This window comes from Enterobacter sp. JH25 (assembly GCF_021725435.1).
Classification (GTDB): Bacteria; Pseudomonadota; Gammaproteobacteria; order Enterobacterales; family Enterobacteriaceae; genus Enterobacter; species Enterobacter intestinihominis.
In genome coordinates, this window is record NZ_CP091319.1 from 1,427,592 (window position 1) to 1,449,779 (window position 22,188).

Consider the following 22,188-nt stretch of genomic DNA (forward strand, 5'->3'; position numbering starts at 1 on the left):
AAATAGCCGGGTGGCGGCTTCGCCTTACCCGGCCTACGTTCTATCCCCTCTCCCTGTGGGAGAGGGTTAGGGTGAGGGCATCAGGCCGCACTAAACCACCCACTCGCCTCCTTCAACCCCGTTCACCCGCAGCGTACGTTTTTCCCCCGTCGGTAACGACACCTTCAGTGCCTTCCATGCCGGACGATAGTCGCCGCGCGCATTCACCTTCAGGTTGATACTTGCGCCGTCGCACACCATCTCCCATTCCACCCACAGCGCATTGCCGTTCAGGTAGTCCCAGCTTTCGCCGTCATCGTCAAACAGCAGCCCGGAGGTGGTGCCGACGCCTTTCACCGGGAACAGTTTTAGCTCGCGGGTATCGTCTTTATCGGCGCACACGTGATGGATGCGTTCGCTGAGCGGCAAACCGGCCCCTGCGCGCACCAGAAGCGGCAGTTTTTCCAGCGGCGCATCAAGGACGATCGATTGCCCGCCCGCATACCACGCGTGGGTGTAAAAATCGTACCAGCCGGTTTCGTTATCCGGCAGCCAGACGCGGCGCTCGCGCTGCCCGGCTTCGACGACGCTGGCCACCAGCAGGTCACGGCCCAGCAGGAAGTCGTCGCACTCTTCAAAGGTCTGCGCATCGTGCTCATGATCGAGGAAGGTCGGGCGCAGCATCGGCTCGTCGTCGGCGTGCGCCTGCCAGAGCAGGGTGTAGAGGTACGGCAGCAGGCGATAGCGCAGTTCAATGGCGCTGCGAATCGCAGGGGTCACGCCCGGGTACATCCACGGTTCGTTCACGGTGCGATCGTCATTCCACGAGTGGATGGTAAAGCGCGGATGCATCACGCCGTTCTGTACCCAGCGCACGAACAGCTCGGCATCCGGCTTGTCGCCGGAGAAACCGCCGACGTCGTGACCGACGTTGAACAGTCCGGACAGGCTCATGCCCAGGCCCATGCGGATGTTGTAGCGCAGGGTGTCCCAGTTGGTACGGTTGTCGCCGCTCCAGGTCTGAACGTAGCGCTGCATTCCGGCACAGCCGGAGCGGGAGATCAGATACGGACGTTTATCCGGCGCAAAGCGCTGCTGTGCTTCCAGCGAGGCGCGCATCATCAGCAGCGGCATCACCGGGCGAATATGCTTGATGGCGATCGCCTGGCCGAAGCCATAGCAGCGCGCTTCCCCGTCCCACACTTCATACTCGTTGTTGTCGTTCCAGGTGGAGTCGATGCCCATCTCCAGCAGCTGCGTGGTCACGCCGTTCTGCCACCACTGCACCGTCTGCGGGTTGGTGAAGTCGAGATGCGATCCTTCGTCATCCCAGAAGCTAGAACGTTCAGGCGCATCGGTTTCTGAATCGCGAATGAACAGGCCGCGTTCTGCCACTTCGCCGTAGCGGGGATGATCCTGCAACAGACACGGCTTGATGTTGGCCGCAAGCCGCAGCCCCGCGTCGTGGAACGCCTGGCTCATCACCTTCGGCTGCGGCACTTTGTCGTAGTTCCAGTTAAAAACGTAGCGCTTGCCGTTAATCGAGGTATAGCCGGAGGAGAGCTGGAACGAGTCGCACGGAATGGCATGCTCATCGCACAGGCGGATGAAGTTCATCAGCTGGTCCTGCGCGTCCGGCGCGTCGGTGTAGTGCATGGTTGAGCCGCTGTAGCCCAGGCTCCACTTCGGTCCGAACAGCGTTTTCCCCGTCAGGCGCACGAAGGCTTTCGTCACGTCCAGCACGCGCTTGCCGGTGAAGAGGTAGTAGTCAATATCGCCCGCTTCCGCCTGCCAGCGGCGGTAGGCGGTGTGATAGTTGTCGATCTCGTTACCCAGATCCAGCCAGCAGCTGCTCAGGTTATCGTAGAACAGGCCGTAGCTCACGTCATCGCGACGGGTGAGGGTGAACGGGATGTGCTTGTAAAGCGGATCGGTGCTGGCGGCGTTATAGCCCATCGCGTCCAGGTTACGCATCTCATAGCGTTTGCCGTTGCGCTGTAAATCACCCGCTTTCTCACCCAGACCGTAAAAACGTTCATCCTTACGGCGGCTGAGATAGTGCGCCACGCCGTCACCGTGGGCGTTCAGCAGGTAGGCGCTGGTCGGGCGGTCATTGACCAACGGCTGCCACTCGCCCGCCTCATTGCGGTAGTGCCACTCCAGCCACAGGGGCTGGTGGACGGTGACGCGCAGTTGTTCGGTCGCTACGGTTAACTCATCGCCCTGCTGCGTCAGCGTCCAGGCCGGGCAGGTGAAGCCGCTGACATCGTCACGACGGCGGCCTTCCCACGGTACGTCTTGTTCCGGCGCGATGCTCCAGGTGCGGTCCAGCGCCAGCTGGCCTTTACGCTTGATCAGCACGCGGAACAGATTCTCTTCCAGCACATACAGGCACAGACGGTGCTGGTTATCCACCAGCAGTTCCAGATGATTCGCTGACTGCGTATCGATGGTCCAGTTTTTCAGGGTTTTCATATGCAATACATCCACTATCAGGCGCGCTTGGCGCGACGTTCAGCAATAAATGCCACCAGGAACAAAGCGCCAATCAGGTCAAAGAAGCCCATGGCGATAAAGAGCGGGTTGAAGCCGATTTTGTCGGCGGTCACCCCAATCAAAAGGGAGAACAGGAAGCTGGCGATCCACGCCGCCGAGCCGCGCATGCCGTTAACCGTCGCCATCTGGCCCTTGTCGAACGACTCCACGACCAGCGCGCTCAGCATGCAGGAGATGATCTGGTGGCCGAAACCGCCGATGGAGATCAGCACGATGGTGATATACGGGTCGCGGGTCACGGCCACAACGGCCAGAGAAATCATCAGAAACGCGCCGGTCACTGAACTTGCCACCACCGAGTTGACGCGGGTGCAGCCGAACCAGCGGGTATAAAGCCGGGTGAGGTAGCCGCTCGCCACGCTGCCGAGGTCGGCGGCGAGGAACGGCAGCCAGGCGAACATCGCGATCTGTTTCAAATCCATGCCGTGCTCTTTGGCGAGGTACAGCGGCACCCAGAAGCTCAGCACCGCCCAGGCGGGTTCCGCCATAAAGGCCGGAATGGCGATACCGTAGAACCGTTTGTTCTTCGAGACGGTTTTCAGCGCGGTCAGAAAGGGCAGCCTGACCGGTGCGGGTTCGTTATCCTGTTTGATAAACGCCAGCTCGTCGCGGCTCAGGTTCGGGTGCTGCTCCGGGTTGTGATAGAAGATCCACCACAGGATCACCCACAGCAGCGCCAGTACGCCGGTAAACATAAACGCACCCTGCCAGCCGAACGACGCATGAGCGAAGTAAATGATTGGCGGAGCCAGCATCGCACCGATGGAGAAGCCCACGCCCGCCCAACCGGCGGCAACAGGACGCTCTGATTTCGGGAACCATTCACCGATGGTTTTGGCGTTCGCTGGCGTGGCGGCGGCTTCGGACGCGCCCATAAAGAAGCGCAGGATCGCGAGATGCAGCCAGCTCCCGGCACCTGCGTGGAAGATACACATCAGCGCCCAAATCCCGGCGCAGACCATAAAACCAATCTTGAGGCCGATAACGTCAATCAGCCAGCCGCAAAGGGGCTGGAAAATGGTATAGGCGATCTGGAACGCGCCGACGATCCACGAGTATTGCTCGGTGGTGATACCAAGGCTCTCTTTCAGCTCGGGGGCGAGAATACCTAACGAGTTACGGGTGATGTAGTTTACGGTCACGCCAAGAAGAAACAGCACCAGTACGTACCAGCGCAGATTCTTAATGACGCGACGGGTTTTGCTTGTCGCAACGGTGTTGTTGATGTCCTGACTCATTTTCTTCTCCACAAGACGGACGGTAAGGGACAAAGGTTCAGGTGTCACACAGCGTCAGGCGTTTGAAAGTTATCTGTTTTAGAGTGCTAAGCTGCTATACAACTAGTATGGAAGTTGTGTGACAGGTTCACCTTAAGAGAGAAATTGAGCAGGAAATAGTGGATTTTGTGCAAACTTTCTCATAACCGAGGTTTAATTTTCGGCATTATGGCCTTCTCGCAAGTTATTACCTGATAAAGATGTTGTGAAAATTTTTTCATTTCACATCCGGAGCCAGATCACAAAATGGATAAAAGGCTTAAAATCACCGAAATCGCCGCCCGTACCCGGCTCTCCATCAGCACCGTTTCCCGCGTGCTGGCGGGGAAGGCAAACACCAGCGAAAAAGCACGGGCAACGGTGCTGGCATGCGCGCGGGAGCTGGGGGTAATAGAGGGCATGGCGGCGGGGCGTCTGTTGCTTAACAGCCTGATGGTGTTTGCCCCGCAGCGGGCGTTTGACGAGCGGTCTGACATCTTTTACTACCGCGTCATCCAGAGCGTGAGCAAAGGGCTGGCCTCGCACGAGGTTCGCCTGCGTTACTGTGCGCTGGAGGAGAACGACAGCGACGCCCAGCTGTTTCTGGCCCGCATGAACGAAGTGGACACCCAGGCGGCGATCCTCCTCGGTATCGACGATCCGCATATCCACGATCTGGCGGTAGACGTGGGCAAACCCTGCATGCTGATTAACTGCCGGGACCGCCACATGCGCCTGCCCGCCGTCGCGCCGGATCACCGCGCCATTGGCGAGCGGGCGGCGGAGTACCTGTTCGAGATGGGGCACCGGGAGGTGATGAATGTGCTGTGTTTGCGTCGCTATACCATGGAGCTGCGCCTGTCGGGGATCCGCGACGCGTGGCACGGCCATAACCTCAGGTTTAGCGACCGGCGCGATCTGCTGATGGTGCCAAGCTTCAGCGCCAAAGAGACGGAGCAGCTGGTGAGTGAGTGGCTTCACCAGCAAAAAGGGAAAGATCTGCCGACGGCGTTCCTGGTGGGCGGCGACTTTATGGCGGCGGGGACCATCAGCGCCCTGCAAAAACACGGTCTGCGCGTGCCGCAGGATGTCTCGGTGATGAGCATTGACGGCTTTAATCTCGCGGCGATTCAGGATGTGCCTCTGACGGCGGAGCATGTCCCGCGCGATGAGCTGGGAACAGAAGCGGTATATATGCTCCAGCAGCGGCTGATGCGCCCGGACGCGCCGGTCGGAACATTGCTGCTAAACGGCACGCTGGCCGTGCGGGAATCGGTACGGCGGATACGTCAGGGAAAACGACGCACCGCCGTTGAGCGGGAAGGGCTTTACGACAGTTAAGCCATGCCCAGCGCGCGCTTGCCGTGGATGTTCAGATCGTTCACGGTGAAACGGTCCTGCCAGCTTTTCTCATAATCCTCGCGCGGGAAATCTCCCGGTGACGCGCCGGTTTCCAGCGCTTCCTTGACCTTTTTCGCGTAGGCGAGGTTTTTCTCGCACATCGGCGCGGCAGGAATATACATCACGTTGCCCCAGCCCTGTTGGTTTTCCACCGGCGCGACCGAGTGGATCACATCGCAGTGCCACCAGACAGAATCACCGGCTTCCAGCGCGGGAATGCTGGTCAACGCTTCGATGAGCAGCGGATGCCACTTCTCAGAAATCGGCAGCACGCGCCCCGGCGCCACGCCGCACAGTTCGTCTTCCGGCACGTCGTCCAGCAGCGGACGCAGCAGAATGTAAGCCATCGCTTCCGGGATCGGCACCACGTGCAGCAGCCCCTGGCCGGGGATCATGTCCGACAGTGCCGTCCAGCCCTGGAAGGTGCGGAACACGGAGCATTTGGTGGTGTTATCCACCGTGTACTCTTCCACCTCGGTACGGTGCGCAGCATTCCACGGATCGTATTTCTCAACGTTGCCGTCAAACACGCGGGCAAAGACCTGCTGATAAGCGGGCAGCAGCCAGCGCTCCAGCGCGCCGGAATCGGTGTGTGCGCCAAGTCCTTTCGAGGTTGTTCCTGGTGGGCGGCGGCGAATGCGGTCCGGATAAATTACGCTCACGTCCGGGTCGAACCACTGCTTACCGTTGCTCTCAAATGTCCATAAACGATTCAGGAACGACTGTACCTGTGCCATCTCTTCACTCTGGCGCGCCTGCATTTGCGCCTGAGACCAGTAGATCGGATAAATCTCCGGGCGAGAGGCCGTTAAGGTGCCGAAGAAGTTATCGCCGGGTCCTTTGTAAACCTCGTCAAACTTATTCAGATCGAGGTAGTCGAGCATCGATTGATCCCATGCCAGCGCCTGCTCGCGCGGGAAGTGGCTTTTGATCACCGCGCAGCCGCGACGTTTAACCGCTTCGCGCTGTTCGGCGGTGATCGTACCGTTTTTCACATCCGTAAAGGGGATTACCGGCCATACGGATTCACCTTTATTTTTAAGGGCATTAATTTCCGCCACGCGGGCGGCGATTTTGTCGCTAAGCCGGTCGAACACTGCCTGCACGTCACCGATCTGGGCCCGTAGCGCGCGTTTCATCTGACGAATTGCCGCTTTGTGGTCCGCTGGCAACGTTTCGCTGGTAAAGGTCATAACTGCCTCGCATCTTTCATTCGAAAGTAAAAGTGTCTACAAGTGATACTTTAAGTTAAAAATAAGTTAATGCAAGTTTAAAACCTTGACGGGCGCCACAGGATGGAAAAAGAGTGAAGGGGCCGGAGCGAGGCTCCGGCAGGTAGGGGATCAGACGTCGAACGGGGAGTGGGCGTCGAGCACGGCCTGAATCACATTCAGCGCGCCCTGATGGTTGTTATCGTCGGTAGTGTAACGGCTGACCGCTTGAATGCTTTCCGCCGCATTGCCCATCGCAAATGAATATTTCACCAGCTTCAGCATTTCCGCATCGTTGCCGCTGTCGCCAATGCCCACGCACGCCTGCGGGGAGACTTTCCAGCGTTTCAGCAGACGACTGATGCCGTTGGCTTTGTGCAGGCCCGGGATAATCAAATCGACAAAACCGAAGCCGCTGGTAACCGGCTTCATGATGCCGTCCAGGGAGACATGCAGTTTATCGACCAGATTCGGGATATCGCTGTCCGGCAGGTTCAGGGAGAATTTAAACAGCACGTCTTCAATGTCGCGGTAATCGCTGATGGGTTTTAAGCGATGGTAGTGTTTCGACATCAGCTTCACGAACGCTTCTGGAGCCTTATCGCTGACGTACGCGCTCTCCAGCCCGCAGGCCACAAAATTCAGCCCTTTGTCTTTCAGTAGTTCACCAATGACGATCTGCGACTCATGACGCGTTAGCTCACCGTGGAAAATCTGTTCGCCGTGGTCGAACACCAGCGCGCCGTTTTCCGCGACGAAGGAGATCTGATCTTTCAGCTCCGGGAAAAAGGAGATGAGCTGGTAATACTGGTTGCCGCTGGCGACAACAAATTCGATGTTACGGGCTTTAAGCTGCTCAAACTGTGCCTGGAAGCGGTCACGATCGTACTGCTTGGCATCATCAAGGAAAGTTCCGTCCATATCGGTGACGATAACTTTTACGGTCATACTGTGCTCCTGGGTCACTGCGTTTTGAAACATTCTAATAACAAGGTGACGGGGAGCACAAATTTAATTTCGAATGAAAGTCAGAAAGCCGGGTGGCGGCTTCGCCTTACCCGGCCTAAGGGGAGACAATGTAGGCCCGGTAAGCGAAGCGCCACCGGGCGTTTTTTTACAGTGTATGCTCGGTACGGGCAATAATATCGTCCTGCGCATCCGGTGACAGGGCGGTGAAGAACGCCGAGTAACCCGCGACGCGCACCACCAGGTCACGATACTGATCAGGGTGTTTCTTCGCTTCCAGCAGCGTTTCGCGCGAGACAATGTTGTACTGAATATGCCAGCCTTTATGCACCTCGAAGAAGGTGCGCAGCAGCACCATCAGCTTCTGGCGATCGCTGTCGTTTTCCAGCGTCGACGGGTTCAGCTTCTGGTTAAGCAGCACGCCGCCGAGGATCGCTTCCGTCGGCAGTTTACCCACGGAGCCAATCACCGCCGTCGGGCCGAGGTGGTCGGTACCGGAGGCCGGGCTTGCCCCTTCCGCCAGCGGGGTGTGCGCTTTACGTCCGTCCGGCGTCGCCATGGTTGCTGCGCCAAACGGCACGTTTGCGGAGATAGACGACGTGCCCGCGTAGTAGTTACCCCCAATCGGGCCACGGCCGTAGCGTGGGTTGTGATACTGCTTCAGCTCTTCAATGTAGGTTTCGTAGGCACGGGTCAGCAGCAGGTCCACGCTGTCGTCGTCGTTGCCGTACTTCGGCGCGCCGTTGATCAGGCGCTGGCGCAGCTGCTCGTGGGTCAGCCCCTCGAAGTCATCCGCCAGCGCCGCCGCCAGCTGTTGCTGACCGATAACGCCCTGGTCAAACACCAGCTTCTTCACCGCGGCCAGGCTGTTACCGAGGTTGGCGATCCCCACCTGAAGGCCGGAAACCCAGTCATACTTCGCGCCGCCCTGCTTAATGCTTTTCGCGCGTTCGATGCAGTCGTCCACCAGCGCCGAGCAGAGAATATCGTGGACGTTCTCTTCCAGCATGGTGTCCACCACGTACTCGATTTCAATGGATTTGCGGGTGTAGTAGCGGATCTGGTTATCCCACGCCGCCATCACTTCGTCGAAATTGCCGAAATTACCGGCCGAAAGCGCTTTTTCCTGCGGCAGGAATACCTGGCCGCTGGTGGCATCGCGACCGCCTTCCAGCGCTGCCAGCATCACGCGGGCGAAGTTGATAAAGCTCATGCCGGTGCAGCGATAGCCCCACTTTCCGCCGACGGCGGTTTCGATGCAGCCAATCGCCGCATAGTCATAGGCATCGTCCCGTTCCACGCCGAGCTTGATAAATTCCGGGATGACGATTTCATCGTTGTTAAACGCCGGCATCCCGAAGCCGCAGCGGATCACCTGCACGCAGGCGTCGAGGAAGTCGTTGCTCATGCCAGCGTGGTAGCGCACGCTCAGGTTTGGCTGGGTGGAGCGCAGACGGCCGCAGGATTCCAGAATTGCGTAGGAGAGCGGGTTGACCGCGTCCATTGGCTCGCCGTTGACCAGCTTCTGGCCGCCGATGGTGACGTTCTGATACAGCGGGCTGCCCGCAGAGGCTTTGGAGTGCGAGCCGGAGCGGATTTTGTTCACCTCCAGCAGCTTCAGCCAGCAGCTGTGCAGCAGCTCGATGGCGTGCTCGCGATCCAGGCTCTGGTCCAGCTCCACGTCGCGGCGATAGTACGGGTAAAGGTACTGGTCCATACGGGCAAAGGAGACGGAGTGACCGTTGGACTCAATTTGCAGGATCAACTGAATGAAGTAGCACAGCTGTAGCGCCTGCCAGAAGGTTTTTGGCGGCTGGTGGGCGATGATGTCGCAGTTTTCCGCCATCGCCAGCAGCTCGTCGCGGCGGCTGTCGCGGGTTTCGCTGGCGGCCATCTCACGAGCCAGATCGGCGAAGCGCCTGATGTGCAGGCTTACGGCTTCCAGCACGATATCAATGGCTTTCAGGAACTGATCGCCGTGCAGATCGTCCAGTACCGTCAGGTTGATGCGCGAGCGGCGCTCGGCTACTTTCGCGCGCAGGCCGTTGAGCCCTTTCTCCAGCACCAGCGGGAAATTCACCGCCAGGTGTGCGTCACCGGAGGTCATGTTACCTTCCGCTTTGATGATGCCGGTTTCCAGCAGGCCCTTCTGCTCGTCGGTAAACATACCGTAGCAGCGATCCTGTACCGTCTGGCCGCGCCACCACGGGCAGATTTCATGCAGAACGCGTTTATTCTCTTCGCTCACCGCAAAGCCTGCACCTGGACGGTCCGCCAGATCGTCAATCTCTTTCTCAATCCAGGAGACGGTATATTCCGGGAAGATCGGCGCGGCACGCACTTCGCTGGCCTGGTTACCGATAATCAGCTCGTCGTGCTTGATCCAGATGGTACGTTTTGCCAGGTGGTGGGCGAGGGCCAGCGCGCGACGTACCGGGATCGGCTTGTCCAGATGCTGCTGATACATTTCGGTATAGTGCTGCGCGCGTTCGGTACAGACCGGCGGCTTAACGATATGCACCAGAGCCGTTTTGTGCGCCTTGATGCGCTCGCTGAGGGTGTTGAGATTCAGGGTGGTCATAAGTTTATCCTCGTAAGGTCGCGGTTAACCCTTTCTGGCAGGCATACTGCTGCGCGAAGTCCAGCAGGGCAGGGTTATCCAGCGGTTTGTCAGGGGCAGAGTAGGGTTGGCCGAGCAGGGTGTATTTGTTCATGCCCAGCGTGTGATACGGCAGAAAATGAATATCGTGAACGCCGAGTTCGTCGGCGGCGAAATTGGTAATGGCGGTAACCGACGCTTCATCGGCGTTAAAGCCCTGGATCAGCGGCACGCGAATGGTGATTTTTTTCCCGGCGGCAGCCAGGCGCTTCAGGTTGTCCAGGATCCGTCTGGCTGAGCCATCGGTCCACTGTTTGAATACGTCACTGTCCACATGCTTCAGGTCCGCCAGGAACAGATCGACATACGGCAGTGACGGCTCGATATAATGCCAGGGGACGTGAAGGCAGGTTTCAACCGCAGTATGAATGCCTTGTTCATGGCTGACTTTAAACAGGGCGTGCGCCAGGTCAGGATTCATAAACGGCTCGCCGCCGGAAAGGGTGATCCCGCCGCCGCTGCGGTCGTAGAAGGGCTTGTCGCGCAGCACGGTGGCCATAATCTCCTCCACCTGCTTCTCTTCACCGCAGACGGTAAGCGCCTGCGTCGGGCAGCAGTCGGTGAGGGCAGTGAGCGTCTCATCGCTTAATTTTTCACGATGGATGATCAACCCGTTCAGCGCACGTTCAACACACCCTGGCGCGGCCTGCTGACACAGGTCACAGCCGTCCAGACACAGACGGGCGTCAAACAGGACGTCCCGCGTGCGGGAGCGGCTTTCCGGGTTCTGGCACCAGCGACAGCCCAGCGAGCAGCCTTTCAGGAACACCACGGTTCGAATACCGGGGCCGTCGTGGGTGGAGTAACGCTGTATGTTGAAGATCATTTTTTTGCCCTCTAATTACATATGAAGATTAAATTACTTTCGAATGAAAGTTATCTTGATATGGGTCAATTCATGAGCAGGTTTTCTCGTGATAGGGTAAATGCAGGCTAATTTTGAGGGTGACATCATGGAACTTTATCTCGACACATCTGACGTTGCGGCAGTCAAAAAGCTGGCGCGTATCTTCCCGCTGGCGGGCGTGACCACTAACCCAAGCATTGTGGCGGCGGGTAAAACCCCCCTGGAAGAGTTGCTGCCCGCGCTGCACGACGCGCTGGGCGGCAAGGGCCGGCTGTTCGCCCAGGTGATGGCGAAGACCGCCGAGGGGATGGTGGAAGACGCACGTAAGCTGCGCGCGATAATCGATGACCTGGTGGTGAAAGTGCCCGTGACCGCTGAAGGGCTGGCGGCGATCAAAATGCTGAAAGCAGAAGGGATCCCGACGCTGGGTACCGCGGTATACGGCGCAGCGCAGGGGATGCTCTCCGCGCTGGCGGGTGCTGAGTATGTGGCCCCTTACGTGAACCGCGTGGACGCGCAGGGCGGGGACGGGATCCAGACGGTGATTGAACTGCAACAATTGCTGACGCTGCACGCACCGCAGTCAAAAGTGCTAGCCGCGAGCTTTAAAACGCCGCGCCAGGCGCTGGACTGCCTGCTGGCAGGGTGCGAGTCCATCACGCTGCCGCTGGACGTGGCGCAGCAGTTTATTACCTCTCCGGCAGTAGATGCGGCAATTGTGAAGTTTGAGCAGGACTGGCAGGGGGCGTTTGGGCGGACGTCTATTTGATGCTGTTGCCGGGTGGCGCTGACGCTTACCCGGCCTACGATTTTCTCCCTCTCCTTGTGGGAGAGGGCCGGGGTGAGGGCATCAGGCCGCAGCAGGGTTTAACCTCCGCACACCTCACACCCCGGATTACGCATCAGCTTCATTTCGCGGAACTGGCAGGTCATCGCGTCATATATCACGATTTTGCCCGCTGCGGGCGTGCCGTAATGCGCCAGCACCTTAATCGCCTCCATCGCCTGCAAGGAACCAATCACCCCAACCAGCGGCGCCATCACGCCCGCCTCGACGCAGGTCAGCGCATTCTCGCCAAACAGACGGCTCAGGCAACGGTAGCAGGGCTCTCCCTCAGCGTAGGTGAAAACGCTGATTTGCCCCTCCATGCGGATGGCCGCGCCGGAAATTAGCGGCGTTTTATGGGCAAAGCAGCCCGCATTGAGCTGGTTACGAATGGCGACGTTATCGGTGCAGTCCAGCACCAGGTCATGCCGAGCAATCTGCGCAAACAGCGCGTCGTCATCCAGCATCGCGTCAATCAGGGTGAACTGAACGTTGGGGTTAATTCGCACCAGCGCCGTGCGCGCAGATTCCACTTTCGGCTGACCAACCGTCGCGTCGCTGTGCAGCGTCTGGCGTTGCAGGTTCGACACCGACACGGTATCGAAGTCCAGCAGCGTCATGCTGCCGACGCCCGCCGCAGCCAGATATTGCGCTGCCGCGCAGCCCAGCCCGCCAAGACCCACAACCAGCACGCTGGCCGCCTTGAGCGCTTCCTGGCCCTCGAAATCAAACCCGCGCAGCACGATCTGGCGGTTGTAGCGCATCATCTCCGGGTCGCTCAGTTCCACCGTCATGTCAGCCTCCGAACAGGTGGTTAAAGCGTTCCACTTCAACCCATTCGCCCGCCTCAACGTGGCCGCGATCGCGCTCCAGCACGATAAAGCAGTTACCCTGGCTGAAGGAGCTAAAGATGTGCGAACCCTGATGCCCGGTGGTGCTCACCTCCAGCTCGCCATCGGCGTTGCGCGCCAGAATGCCGCGCTGGAAATCGAGACGGCCCGGAGATTTTTTGAGGCGCGTTGCCGCCCGCACGCGCACACGTTCCGGCAGCGGGTCGGCATTGTTGCCTGAAAGCTTCGCCAGCAGCGGGATCACCAGCTGGTAGAAGGTCAGCGCGGCAGAGACCGGGTTACCCGGCAGGCCACAGAACCAGCTGTGCGGAAGTTTGCCAAACGCGAACGGTTTGCCCGGTTTAATCGCCAGCTTCCAGAAGGCGATTTCACCCAGCTCTTCAAGCAGAGTTTTGGTGTAATCCGCTTCGCCAACCGAAACGCCGCCGGAGCTGATCACCACGTCGGCAGAGGCGTCCGCGTCGATAAACGCCGTGCGCAGTTTCTCCGGATCGTCAGGAATGATGCCGAGGTTAATCACCTCGCAGCCCAGTTGCTCAAGCATCAGGTGCACCGCCAGACGGTTGGTGTCGTAAATCTGCCCCTCGTTCAGCGGCTGACCCGGAAGCTGTAGCTCGTCTCCCGTTGAGAACACCGCCACGCGTACCTTGCGGACAACGTCAATCTCCGCGATGCCAAGCGATGCCAGCACCGGCAGTTCGGCGACCGTCAGTTTTTGCCCGGCGGCAAAGACCGTTGCGCCGAGGGTAATGTCTTCCCCGATGTGGCGGATATTCTGTCCCGCTTTGACGCTGGCGGTAAAACGCACGCCGTCGTCCGTTAGTTCGGTCTCTTCCTGCATCACCACGGCTTCACAGCCCTTTGGCACCGGCGCGCCGGTCATAATGCGCACGCAGGTGTCCGCTGGCCACTCACCGTTGAACGGCTGCCCGGCAAAGGCTTTACCTGCCACCGGCAGCGGCTGACCCGTTTGCAAATCCGCCAGACGTACGGCATAGCCGTCCATCGCCGCGTTATCGAACCCCGGCACGTTCAGCGGCGAGACGATATCGCGCGCGGCAATACGGCCAAAACAGCGCACAAGCGGCAGCGTCTCAACGTCGTGCAGGGGAGTAATACGATCAAGCATCTGCGAGAGTGCCGTCTCAAGCGGCATCAGTCCGGCGGTAAAATCCATGGTGGGCTCCTGCGGAGTAACAACGAAAGCGCTCATTATGGCAGAAAAGTGCGGCTAACTGTATGACCCGATGGGTGTACGCTTTACATCACAGTTGCGTCTTTCTATATTCAAAAATCATCTGAAGATTCGTCGACGATAATGATATTTATAGAAAAAGCAGCCAGCCAGGCTGATGGGTGATGAGAAATGAGTAAAGCGGTTATCGCAATTCATGGCGGTGCCGGGGCAATCACCCGTGCACAGCTCAGTCCCGACCAGGAGAAGCGTTATATTGATGCGCTGAACGCCATTGTGGAAACAGGCCAGCGCATGCTGGAAGCGGGCGAAAGCGCGCTGGACGTGGTGACCGAAGCGGTGCGCCTGCTGGAGGAGTGTCCGCTGTTTAATGCCGGTATTGGCTCGGTCTTTACGCGCGATGAAACGCATGAACTGGATGCCTGCGTGATGGACGGTATCACCCTGAAAGCGGGGGCGGTGGCGGGCGTCAGCCGACTGCGCAATCCCGTACTGGCCGCGCGTCTGGTGATGGATCAAAGCCCGCATGTGCTGCTGACCGGGGCGGGGGCGGAGAAATTTGCCGTCGAGCACGGGATGGATACGGTCTCGCCCGATCTTTTTTCCACCGAGGAGCGTTACCGGCAGTTGCTGGAGGCCCGTACAGCGGGGATGACGCAGCTGGACCATGCCGCGCCGCTCGATGAACGCAGAAAAATGGGCACGGTAGGCGCGGTGGCGCTGGATAAAGCCGGTAACCTCGCCGCCGCGACGTCGACAGGCGGTATGACCAACAAGCTTCCCGGACGCGTCGGCGACAGTCCGCTGCCGGGGGCCGGGTGTTACGCTAATAACGCCACGGCGGCGGTGTCATGCACCGGAACCGGCGAAGTGTTTATCCGCGCGCTGGCGGCCTACGACATTACCGCGCTAATGGATTACGGCGGATTAAGCCTGAGTGAGGCCTGCGAGCGGGTGGTAATGGAGAAACTGCCAGCCCTGGGCGGAGAAGGTGGCTTAATCGCGGTGGATCGGGAGGGCAACGTGGCGCTGCCGTTCAACAGTGAAGGGATGTACCGGGCGTGGGGGTATGCCGGCGATGCGCCCAGCACAGGCATTTATCGTGAATAAGGGGGCATTGCGTGCCGCACAGTGAAGAGCTGGACAACTGCGAAGTGCTGGCTGTCCACCAACTGAATATTGCCTTTCAGGAAGAGCGGCAGTTCATCCCTGCAGTACAGAATTTATCGTTTTCGCTCAGGCGCGGCGAGACGCTGGCGATTGTCGGCGAGTCCGGATCCGGTAAATCGGTTACCGCGCTGGCGCTGATGCGTCTGCTTGAGCAGACGGGCGGGCAGGTCACCAGCGAGCGGATGCTGTTGCGCCGTCGCAACCGTCAGGTTATCGATCTCAACGAGCTGAGCGCGTCCCGGATGCAGGGGGTGCGCGGGGCGGATATTGCGATGATTTTTCAGGAGCCGATGACCTCCCTGAACCCGGTTTTTCCGGTGGGCGAGCAGATTGCCGAATCTATCCGCCTGCATCAGGGATTGAGCGGTGATGAGGCGCTCAACGAAGCTAAACGGATGCTGGAGCTGGTGCGTATCCCTGAGGCGCACGCGATTTTGTCCCGCTATCCGCATCAGCTTTCCGGCGGCATGCGCCAGCGGGTGATGATTGCGATGGCGCTGTCGTGCCGTCCGGCGGTGCTCATTGCGGACGAACCCACCACGGCGCTGGATGTCACCATTCAGGCCCAGATCCTGCAACTGATTAAGGTGTTGCAGCAGGAGATGGAGATGGGGGTGATTTTCATCACCCACGATATGGGGGTGGTGGCGGATATTGCCGATCGGGTGCTGGTTATGCATCAGGGCAATGCCGTGGAAACCGGCACGGTGGAGCAGGTCTTTCATGCGCCGGTGCATCCTTATACCAAAGCGCTGCTGGCGGCGGTCCCGCGTCTGGGGGCCATGAATGGCAGTGATTTTCCGCGCCGTTTTCCGCTGTTCTCACAGACCGAACAGGGCCAGCAGGAAGACGAAACCGAGCAGGATACCGTGGTTCCCGGCAGGCCAATCCTCGAAGTGCGTGACCTGGTGACCCGTTTCCCGCTGCGTAGCGGGATCCTCAATCGCGTGAAGCGCGAAGTGCATGCGGTTGAAAACGTCAGTTTTGATCTCTGGCCGGGCGAAACGCTGGCGCTGGTGGGGGAGTCCGGCTGCGGTAAATCCACCACCGGGCGGGCGCTGCTCAGGCTGGTGGCGTCGCAGGAGGGGAGCATCACCTTCAACGGTGAGCGCATCGACACGCTCCCTAACAGTAAATTGCAGGCGGTGCGCCGGGATATTCAGTTTATATTCCAGGATCCTTATGCGTCGCTCGATCCGCGCCATACGGTGGGGTACTCGATTATGGAGCCGCTGCGGGTGCATAACCTGCTCGACGGTGAAGCCGCGCAGCGCCGCGTCGCATGGCTGCTGGAGCGCGTGGGCCTGAAGCCGGAGCATGCCTGGCGTTATCCGCACGAATTTTCTGGCGGTCAGCGACAGCGTATCTGCATAGCCCGGGCATTAGCCCTGAATCCGAAGGTGGTGATTGCGGATGAGTCCGTGTCAGCGCTGGATGTCTCCATCCGCGCGCAAATCATCAATCTCCTGCTCGATTTACAGCGGGATTTGGGCATTGCGTTTCTGTTTATCTCTCACGATATGGCGGTGGTTGAGCGGATCAGCCATCGCGTGGCGGTGATGTACATGGGGCAAATTGTTGAAATTGGCCCCCGTCGGGCGGTATTTGAAAACCCGCAGCATCCGTACACCCGCAAGCTGATGGCCGCCGTACCGGTTGCCGATCCTGAGCATCGTCACGCCCAGCGCGTGCTGTTGCAGGACGAAATGCCGAGCAATATTCGTAAACGGGGCGAAACTCTGGAGCGCGTGGCGCTGCGTGAGGTGGGTCCCGGTCATTTTGTCGCACCCCCGCGTCAGGGCAATGCATTCTCGCGGTTATAACTTACAACAGGCAGGAGAACACAATGGTTCCTTTTGTTGCTCGTCAATGGCTGCTTGCCGCGAGCGTGACGGCTGCGCTGGCCGCCGCCCCCGCGATCGCGGCGAAAGACGTGGTGGTGGCTGTGGGGTCTAACTTCACGACGCTGGATCCGTATGATGCTAACGACACCCTTTCTCAGGCGGTGGCAAAATCCTTCTACCAGGGGCTGTTCGGCCTGGACCGCGAGATGAAGCTGAAAAACGTGCTGGCGGAAGGCTATACCGTGTCGGACGACGGGCTGGTCTATACCGTTAAGCTCCGTACCGGCGTGAAGTTCCAGGACGGCACCGACTTCAACGCCGAGGCGGTTAAGGTCAACCTGGACCGAGCCAGCAATCCGGAAAACGGTCTTAAGCGCTACAACCTGTATAAAAATATCGCCCAAACCGAGGCGGTTGATCCGGCGACGGTGAAGATCACCCTCAAAGAGCCGTTCTCGGCGTTTATCAATATCCTGGCGCATCCCGCGACGGTGATGATTTCCCCTGCGGCGTTGAAGAAATACGGCAAAGAGATTGGCTTCCACCCGGTGGGGACCGGACCGTACGAACTGCTTACCTGGAACCAGACCGATTATGTGAAGGTGAAGAAATTCGCCGGATACTGGCAGCCGGGGCTGCCGAAGCTGGATACCCTCACCTGGCGGCCGGTCGTGGACAACAATACCCGCGCCGCGATGCTGCAAACCGGCGAAGCGCAGTTTGCCTTCCCGATCCCCTACGAACAGGCAGCGCTGCTGGCGAAAAACAGCAAGCTGGAGCTGGTGGCCAGCCCGTCGATTATGCAGCGCTACATCAGCATGAACGTCACGCAGAAACCGTTTGATAACCCGAAGGTGCGCGAAGCCATCAACTACGCCATTAACCGCCAGGCACTGGTGAAGGTGGCCTTTGCAGGCTACGCCACCCCGGCGACGGGCGTGATGCCGCCAACCATTGAGTACGCGCAGAGCTATCAGCCGTGGCCGTACGATCCGGCGAAAGCGCGGGAACTGCTGAAAGAGGCGGGCTATCCGAACGGCTTTAGCACCACGCTGTGGTCGTCGCATAACCACAGTACCGCGCAGAAGGTGCTGCAATTTACCCAGCAGCAGCTGGCGCAGGTGGGCATTAAAGCCAGGGTCACGGCGATGGATGCCGGACAGCGCGCGGCGGAAGTGGAAGGCAAAGGACAGAAAGAGAGCGGCGTGCGGATGTTCTACACCGGCTGGACGGCTTCAACCGGTGAAGCGGACTGGTCCCTGTCGCCGCTGTTTGCTTCCCAGAACTGGCCGCCAACGCTGTTCAATACCGCGTTCTACAGTAATCCGCAGGTGGATAAGGATCTGGCCGATGCCCTGAAAACCACCAAACCGGAAGAGAAAGCGCGCCTGTACAAAGAGGCGCAGGACATTATCTGGAAAGAGTCGCCGTGGGTGCCGCTGGTGGTGGAAAAACTGGTCTCAGCCCACAATAAAGCGCTGACCGGTTTTTACATCATGCCGGATACGGGCTTTAGCTTTGATGACGCGGATCTAAAATAAAACTCATGCTGAATTATGTGTGTAAACGCCTGCTGGGGCTTATCCCGACGCTGCTGATTGTGGCCGTGCTGGTGTTTTTGTTTGTCCACATGCTGCCCGGCGATCCGGCGCGTTTGATTGCCGGACCGGAAGCGGATGCGACGGTTATCGAACTGGTACGTAAACAGCTCGGTCTTGATCAGCCGCTGTATCGGCAATTTCTGCGCTACATTGGCAATGTCCTTCAGGGCGATTTCGGCATCTCGATGGTGTCGCGTCGTCCGGTGTCGGAGGAGATTGCCAGCCGCTTTATGCCCACCTTCTGGTTAACGATTGCCAGTATGAGCTGGGCGGTTGTGTTTGGCCTGGGCGCGGGGATTGTCGCCGCCGTCTGGCGCAACCGCTGGCCGGATAAGCTCGGTATGGCGCTGGCGGTCACCGGTATCTCTTTCCCGGCGTTTGCGCTGGGTATGCTGCTGATGCAGATTTTCTCCGTCGAGCTGGGCTGGTTGCCCACCGTCGGGGCCGACACCTGGAAGCACTACATTCTGCCCTCTATGACGCTTGGCGCAGCCGTTGCGGCAGTGATGGCCCGCTTCACCCGCGCCTCCTTTGTCGACGTGCTGAGCGAAGATTACATTCGCACCGCGCGGGCAAAAGGGGTGAGTGAGAAATGGGTCATTCTGAAGCATGGTTTTCGTAATGCGATGATCCCGGTGGTCACGATGATGGGGCTACAGTTCGGCTTCCTGCTGGGCGGCTCTATCGTGGTTGAGAAGGTCTTTAACTGGCCGGGGCTGGGGCGCCTGCTGGTCGACTCGGTCGATATGCGTGACTATCCGGTTATTCAGGCTGAAGTTCTGCTTTTCTCGCTGGAGTTTATTCTTATCAACTTAGTGGTGGATGTGCTGTACGCCGCCATTAACCCGGCCATCAGGTATAAGTAAGATGCGATTACTGAACTGGCGTCGCCAGGCCATTTTAAACGCTATGCCGGGGATCAGGCCGGACCATATTCGTACCCCGTGGGTTGAGTTCTGGCGTCGATTCCGTCGTCAGCCCGTCGCTATGGTCGCCGGGTTGTTTGTGTTACTGCTGATCCTGGTGGCGATTATCGCCCCCTGGATAGCCCCGTTTGATGCGGAAAATTACTTCGATTACGACCGGCTGAACGATGGACCGTCGATGATGCACTGGTTTGGCGTGGACTCGCTCGGGCGCGATATTTTCAGCCGCGTGCTGGTAGGGGCGCAGATCTCGCTGGCGGCCGGGGTCTTTGCGGTGCTGATGGGCGCAGCGATTGGCACCGTGTTTGGGCTGGTGGCCGGGTACTATGAAGGCTGGTGGGACCGCATCATCATGCGTATCTGCGACGTGCTGTTTGCCTTTCCCGGTATTCTGCTGGCGATTGCCGTGGTGGCGGTGATGGGCAGCGGCATGGCGAACGTCATCATCGCCGTGGCGGTATTCACGATTCCCGCTTTCGCGCGCCTGGTACGTGGCAACACGCTGGTGCTGAAGCAGCAGACCTTTATCGAGTCGGCCCGCAGCATGGGAGCCGGCGATGCCACAATCCTGTTCAGCCATATTCTGCCGGGAACGGTCTCGTCTATCGTGGTCTATTTCACCATGCGCATAGGCGTGTCGATTATCTCGGCGGCCAGCCTGTCGTTTCTGGGGTTAGGCGCACAGCCGCCGACGCCGGAGTGGGGCGCGATGCTGAACGAGGCGCGGGCGGATATGGTGATCGCCCCGCACGTGGCGATCTTCCCGAGCCTGGCGATTTTCCTGACCGTGCTGGCGTTTAACCTGCTGGGGGATGGGCTGCGCGACGCGCTGGATCCGCGGATTAAGGGGTAGGTTTTTGCAGGAACTTACCCCTCACCCTAACCCTCTCCCCTGAGGGGAGAGGGGACTGCTCGGTGCGGTCTGTTCCCCCTCGCCCCTTTGGGGAGAGGGCCGGGGTGAGGGGTTAAAGATTAAACCCGGCTACCCCACAAATCATACTCGTCGGCGTTTTCAACCTTCACGCGAATAATATCGCCCGGCTTGACGTTGGTTTCCCCGTTCAGGTACACCGCGCCGTCGATTTCAGGCGCATCCGCCATGCTGCGGCCAATCGCGCCTTCTTCGTCCACTTCGTCGATAATGACCAGAATTTCGCGGCCCACTTTCTCCTGCAAGCGTTCAGCAGAGATCTGCTGTTGCAGCTGCATAAAGCGGTTCCAGCGTTCCTCTTTGACCTCTTCCGGTACCTGGTCCGCCAGCTCGTTGGCCGTTGCGCCTTCAACCGGGCTGTACTTGAAGCAGCCCACGCGATCCAGACGCGCTTCTTTCAGGAAGTCGAGCAGCATCTGGAAATCTTCTTCGGTTTCACCCGGGAAGCCAACGATGAAGGTGGAGCGCAGGGTCAGATCCGGGCAGATCTCGCGCCACTGCTTGATGCGCGCCAGCTGGCGGTCAACGGATCCAGGACGCTTCATCAGCTTCAGAATGCGCGGGCTGGCGTGCTGTAACGGGATATCCAGATACGGCAGTATTTTGCCTTCCGCCATCAGCGGAATCACGTCGTCAACGTGCGGGTAAGGGTAGACGTAGTGCAGACGCGTCCAGATCCCGAGCTTAGCAAGCTGCTCGCACAGGCCAACCATGCTGGTTTTTACCGGCTCGCCGTTATGGAAGCCGGAGCGGTGTTTGACGTCCACGCCGTAGGCGGAGGTGTCCTGGGAGATGACCAGTAACTCCTTCACGCCCGCGTCGGCCAGGCGTTTGGCTTCTGCCAGCACCTCGCCAATCGGACGGCTCACCAAATCGCCACGCATCGACGGGATGATGCAGAAGGTGCAGCGATGGTTGCAGCCTTCGGAAATTTTCAGGTAAGCATAGTGGCGCGGCGTCAGCTTCACGCCCTGTTCCGGCACCAGGCTCAGGAACGGGTTGTGCTTTGGCTTTGGTACGTAGTGATGAACATGTTCCAGCACCTGCTCGTAGCTGTGCGGGCCGGTGATCTCCAGTACCTTCGGGTGCACTTCGCGGATCTGATCCACCTTCGCGCCCAGGCAGCCGGTGACAATCACTTTGCCATTTTCCGTCAGGGCTTCACCAATGGCTTCCAGTGACTCCTGGACCGCGCTGTCGATGAACCCACAGGTGTTGACGATCACCATGTCGGCGTTGTCGTAGCTTGGCACCACGTCATAGCCTTCAGTGCGAAGTTCAGTCAGGATGCGTTCGGAATCCACCAGGTTCTTCGGGCAGCCCAGGGAGACAAAGCCGATTTTCGGCGGGTGCGTAACATTGCTCATAGGTTAAAAATTCATCAATTATGGAGTTATCAGGGCGGGATTTTACAGCGTATCGCGGGGGATTTATACACTCTTGATGGCGCAGTTGAGGCGGGCAATCGTTGTAACATTGTAAAGAATGTTAATCAGTTATCGTTTATTGATCTCAGGCATCACATTGTACAAAAAATGACCTTATTATTAATAGGGTAACATGGCTGACAGAGGAGGAAATAGCATGTCCGTTGACAGACTGAAACGCGATTTGCTTAACAAGCTGATCAACGCCCGAATCGACCTGGCTGCATATCTGCAACTCCGCAAGGCGAAAGGGTATATGTCAGTCAGCGAAAGCGAAAATCTGCGTGATAATTTCTTTGAACTTTGCAATTTCATGCGTGATAAAGCACCCATCCTGAAAGCGCACTGCGCTGAAAACGAATTAGTGGCGCTGCGCCGCGCCGCCGAGGTGCTTTCCATCGCCGGGGTCTGTTTGATGAACGGACGTCACGACTGCCCGAATTTTATTGCCGTTAACGCGGAGAAGCTTGAAAACTGCCTGACCACGCTCGCGCTTTGCATCATGTGTCTGAACAAGCCGGAAACGCTTGCCCGACACTGAA

General features: G+C 58.8%; 17 protein-coding genes. 8 read left to right on the forward strand and 9 right to left on the reverse strand.

Features of this window, described 5'->3' with window-relative positions:
- Positions 1-90: 90 nt before the first annotated feature.
- Entirely contained in the window at positions 91-2,454 is a 2,364-nt protein-coding gene (locus tag L2Y28_RS06775; RefSeq protein ID WP_022647535.1) for a TIM-barrel domain-containing protein, read from the reverse strand.
- A 17-nt stretch (positions 2,455-2,471) separates the two neighbouring features.
- Positions 2,472-3,773, reverse strand: a complete 1,302-nt coding sequence (locus L2Y28_RS06780; protein WP_022647536.1) for an MFS transporter — start codon at positions 3,771-3,773, stop codon at positions 2,472-2,474.
- 285 nt (positions 3,774-4,058) lie between these two features.
- Between L2Y28_RS06780 and L2Y28_RS06785 the strand changes: the two genes are divergently transcribed.
- On the forward strand, positions 4,059-5,132 hold the full coding sequence (locus L2Y28_RS06785) for a LacI family DNA-binding transcriptional regulator (RefSeq protein ID WP_022647537.1): 1,074 nt from the start codon (positions 4,059-4,061) through the stop codon (positions 5,130-5,132).
- Here the strand turns inward: L2Y28_RS06785 and L2Y28_RS06790 are convergent.
- The 4 genes from L2Y28_RS06790 to L2Y28_RS06805 all read right to left on the reverse strand — a co-directional run bounded on the left by L2Y28_RS06790 (position 5,129) and on the right by L2Y28_RS06805 (position 10,854).
- Positions 5,129-6,385, reverse strand: coding sequence for a DUF1479 domain-containing protein (locus L2Y28_RS06790; RefSeq protein ID WP_022647538.1), 1,257 nt, complete (start codon positions 6,383-6,385; stop codon positions 5,129-5,131). The genes L2Y28_RS06785 and L2Y28_RS06790 overlap by 4 nt on opposite strands.
- 150 nt (positions 6,386-6,535) lie before the next feature.
- Positions 6,536-7,351, reverse strand: coding sequence for a Cof-type HAD-IIB family hydrolase (locus tag L2Y28_RS06795; RefSeq protein WP_022647539.1), 816 nt, complete (start codon positions 7,349-7,351; stop codon positions 6,536-6,538).
- A 166-nt stretch (positions 7,352-7,517) separates the two neighbouring features.
- Positions 7,518-9,950: a formate C-acetyltransferase/glycerol dehydratase family glycyl radical enzyme gene (locus L2Y28_RS06800; RefSeq protein ID WP_022647540.1), complete on the reverse strand. Its 2,433-nt coding sequence runs from the start codon at positions 9,948-9,950 to the stop codon at positions 7,518-7,520.
- Between the two features lie 4 nt (positions 9,951-9,954).
- The gene (locus L2Y28_RS06805) at positions 9,955-10,854 is read right to left on the reverse strand and encodes a glycyl-radical enzyme activating protein (protein ID WP_022647541.1); all 900 of its coding nucleotides are present in this window, start codon (positions 10,852-10,854) and stop codon (positions 9,955-9,957) included.
- Positions 10,855-10,981: 127 nt separating this feature from the next.
- Between L2Y28_RS06805 and fsa the strand changes: the two genes are divergently transcribed.
- Positions 10,982-11,644: a fructose-6-phosphate aldolase gene (fsa, locus tag L2Y28_RS06810; RefSeq protein ID WP_022647542.1), complete on the forward strand. Its 663-nt coding sequence runs from the start codon at positions 10,982-10,984 to the stop codon at positions 11,642-11,644.
- 98 nt (positions 11,645-11,742) lie between these two features.
- On the opposite strand, the gene moeB is transcribed toward fsa, so the two are convergent.
- Both moeB and moeA read right to left on the reverse strand, forming a co-directional pair.
- Positions 11,743-12,495: a molybdopterin-synthase adenylyltransferase MoeB gene (moeB, locus tag L2Y28_RS06815; RefSeq protein ID WP_022647543.1), complete on the reverse strand. Its 753-nt coding sequence runs from the start codon at positions 12,493-12,495 to the stop codon at positions 11,743-11,745.
- A 1-nt stretch (position 12,496) separates the two neighbouring features.
- On the reverse strand, positions 12,497-13,729 hold the full coding sequence (gene moeA / locus L2Y28_RS06820; RefSeq protein ID WP_022647544.1) for a molybdopterin molybdotransferase MoeA: 1,233 nt from the start codon (positions 13,727-13,729) through the stop codon (positions 12,497-12,499).
- Between the two features lie 189 nt (positions 13,730-13,918).
- Between moeA and iaaA the strand changes: the two genes are divergently transcribed.
- Genes iaaA through gsiD form a run of 5 tightly spaced genes read left to right on the forward strand, consistent with a single transcriptional unit; the run spans position 13,919 to position 20,141 of the window.
- On the forward strand, positions 13,919-14,857 hold the full coding sequence (gene iaaA, locus L2Y28_RS06825; protein ID WP_022647545.1) for a beta-aspartyl-peptidase: 939 nt from the start codon (positions 13,919-13,921) through the stop codon (positions 14,855-14,857).
- An 11-nt stretch (positions 14,858-14,868) separates the two neighbouring features.
- A complete protein-coding gene (gene gsiA, locus L2Y28_RS06830; RefSeq protein ID WP_023330116.1) occupies positions 14,869-16,740 on the forward strand; it encodes a glutathione ABC transporter ATP-binding protein GsiA in 1,872 nt (623 codons plus the stop codon).
- 23 nt (positions 16,741-16,763) lie between these two features.
- A complete protein-coding gene (gene gsiB / locus L2Y28_RS06835; protein ID WP_022647547.1) occupies positions 16,764-18,302 on the forward strand; it encodes a glutathione ABC transporter substrate-binding protein GsiB in 1,539 nt (512 codons plus the stop codon).
- Between the two features lie 5 nt (positions 18,303-18,307).
- A complete protein-coding gene (gene gsiC / locus L2Y28_RS06840; protein WP_006809475.1) occupies positions 18,308-19,228 on the forward strand; it encodes a glutathione ABC transporter permease GsiC in 921 nt (306 codons plus the stop codon).
- 1 nt (position 19,229) lies between these two features.
- Complete coding sequence (gsiD, locus tag L2Y28_RS06845; protein ID WP_022647548.1) at positions 19,230-20,141, forward strand: glutathione ABC transporter permease GsiD; 912 nt, start codon at positions 19,230-19,232, stop codon at positions 20,139-20,141.
- 119 nt (positions 20,142-20,260) lie between these two features.
- Here gsiD and rimO read toward each other — a convergent pair whose 3' ends face one another.
- Entirely contained in the window at positions 20,261-21,586 is a 1,326-nt protein-coding gene (rimO, locus tag L2Y28_RS06850) for a 30S ribosomal protein S12 methylthiotransferase RimO (RefSeq protein ID WP_022647549.1), read from the reverse strand.
- Positions 21,587-21,803: 217 nt separating this feature from the next.
- On the opposite strand from rimO, the gene bssR reads away from it, so the two are divergent.
- On the forward strand, positions 21,804-22,187 hold the full coding sequence (gene bssR, locus L2Y28_RS06855) for a biofilm formation regulator BssR (RefSeq protein ID WP_022647550.1): 384 nt from the start codon (positions 21,804-21,806) through the stop codon (positions 22,185-22,187).
- Position 22,188: the final 1 nt, after the last annotated feature.

Excerpts from the sequence above, each read along its gene's own strand:
- gsiB (WP_022647547.1), top strand. The coding sequence starts at position 16,764 with ATGGTTCCTTTTGTTGCTCGTCAATGGCTGCTTGCCGCGAGCGTGACG.
- gsiD (WP_022647548.1), top strand. The coding sequence starts at position 19,230 with ATGCGATTACTGAACTGGCGTCGCCAGGCCATTTTAAACGCTATGCCG.
- L2Y28_RS06780 (WP_022647536.1), bottom strand. The coding sequence starts at position 3,773 with ATGAGTCAGGACATCAACAACACCGTTGCGACAAGCAAAACCCGTCGC.
- gsiC (WP_006809475.1), top strand. The coding sequence starts at position 18,308 with ATGCTGAATTATGTGTGTAAACGCCTGCTGGGGCTTATCCCGACGCTG.
- bssR (WP_022647550.1), top strand. The coding sequence starts at position 21,804 with ATGTCCGTTGACAGACTGAAACGCGATTTGCTTAACAAGCTGATCAAC.
- iaaA (WP_022647545.1), top strand. The coding sequence starts at position 13,919 with ATGAGTAAAGCGGTTATCGCAATTCATGGCGGTGCCGGGGCAATCACC.
- L2Y28_RS06785 (WP_022647537.1), top strand. The coding sequence starts at position 4,059 with ATGGATAAAAGGCTTAAAATCACCGAAATCGCCGCCCGTACCCGGCTC.
- L2Y28_RS06795 (WP_022647539.1), bottom strand. The coding sequence starts at position 7,351 with ATGACCGTAAAAGTTATCGTCACCGATATGGACGGAACTTTCCTTGAT.
- fsa (WP_022647542.1), top strand. The coding sequence starts at position 10,982 with ATGGAACTTTATCTCGACACATCTGACGTTGCGGCAGTCAAAAAGCTG.
- L2Y28_RS06800 (WP_022647540.1), bottom strand. The coding sequence starts at position 9,950 with ATGACCACCCTGAATCTCAACACCCTCAGCGAGCGCATCAAGGCGCAC.
- rimO (WP_022647549.1), bottom strand. The coding sequence starts at position 21,586 with ATGAGCAATGTTACGCACCCGCCGAAAATCGGCTTTGTCTCCCTGGGC.
- L2Y28_RS06790 (WP_022647538.1), bottom strand. The coding sequence starts at position 6,385 with ATGACCTTTACCAGCGAAACGTTGCCAGCGGACCACAAAGCGGCAATT.
- L2Y28_RS06805 (WP_022647541.1), bottom strand. The coding sequence starts at position 10,854 with ATGATCTTCAACATACAGCGTTACTCCACCCACGACGGCCCCGGTATT.
- moeB (WP_022647543.1), bottom strand. The coding sequence starts at position 12,495 with ATGACGGTGGAACTGAGCGACCCGGAGATGATGCGCTACAACCGCCAG.
- L2Y28_RS06775 (WP_022647535.1), bottom strand. The coding sequence starts at position 2,454 with ATGAAAACCCTGAAAAACTGGACCATCGATACGCAGTCAGCGAATCAT.
- moeA (WP_022647544.1), bottom strand. The coding sequence starts at position 13,729 with ATGGATTTTACCGCCGGACTGATGCCGCTTGAGACGGCACTCTCGCAG.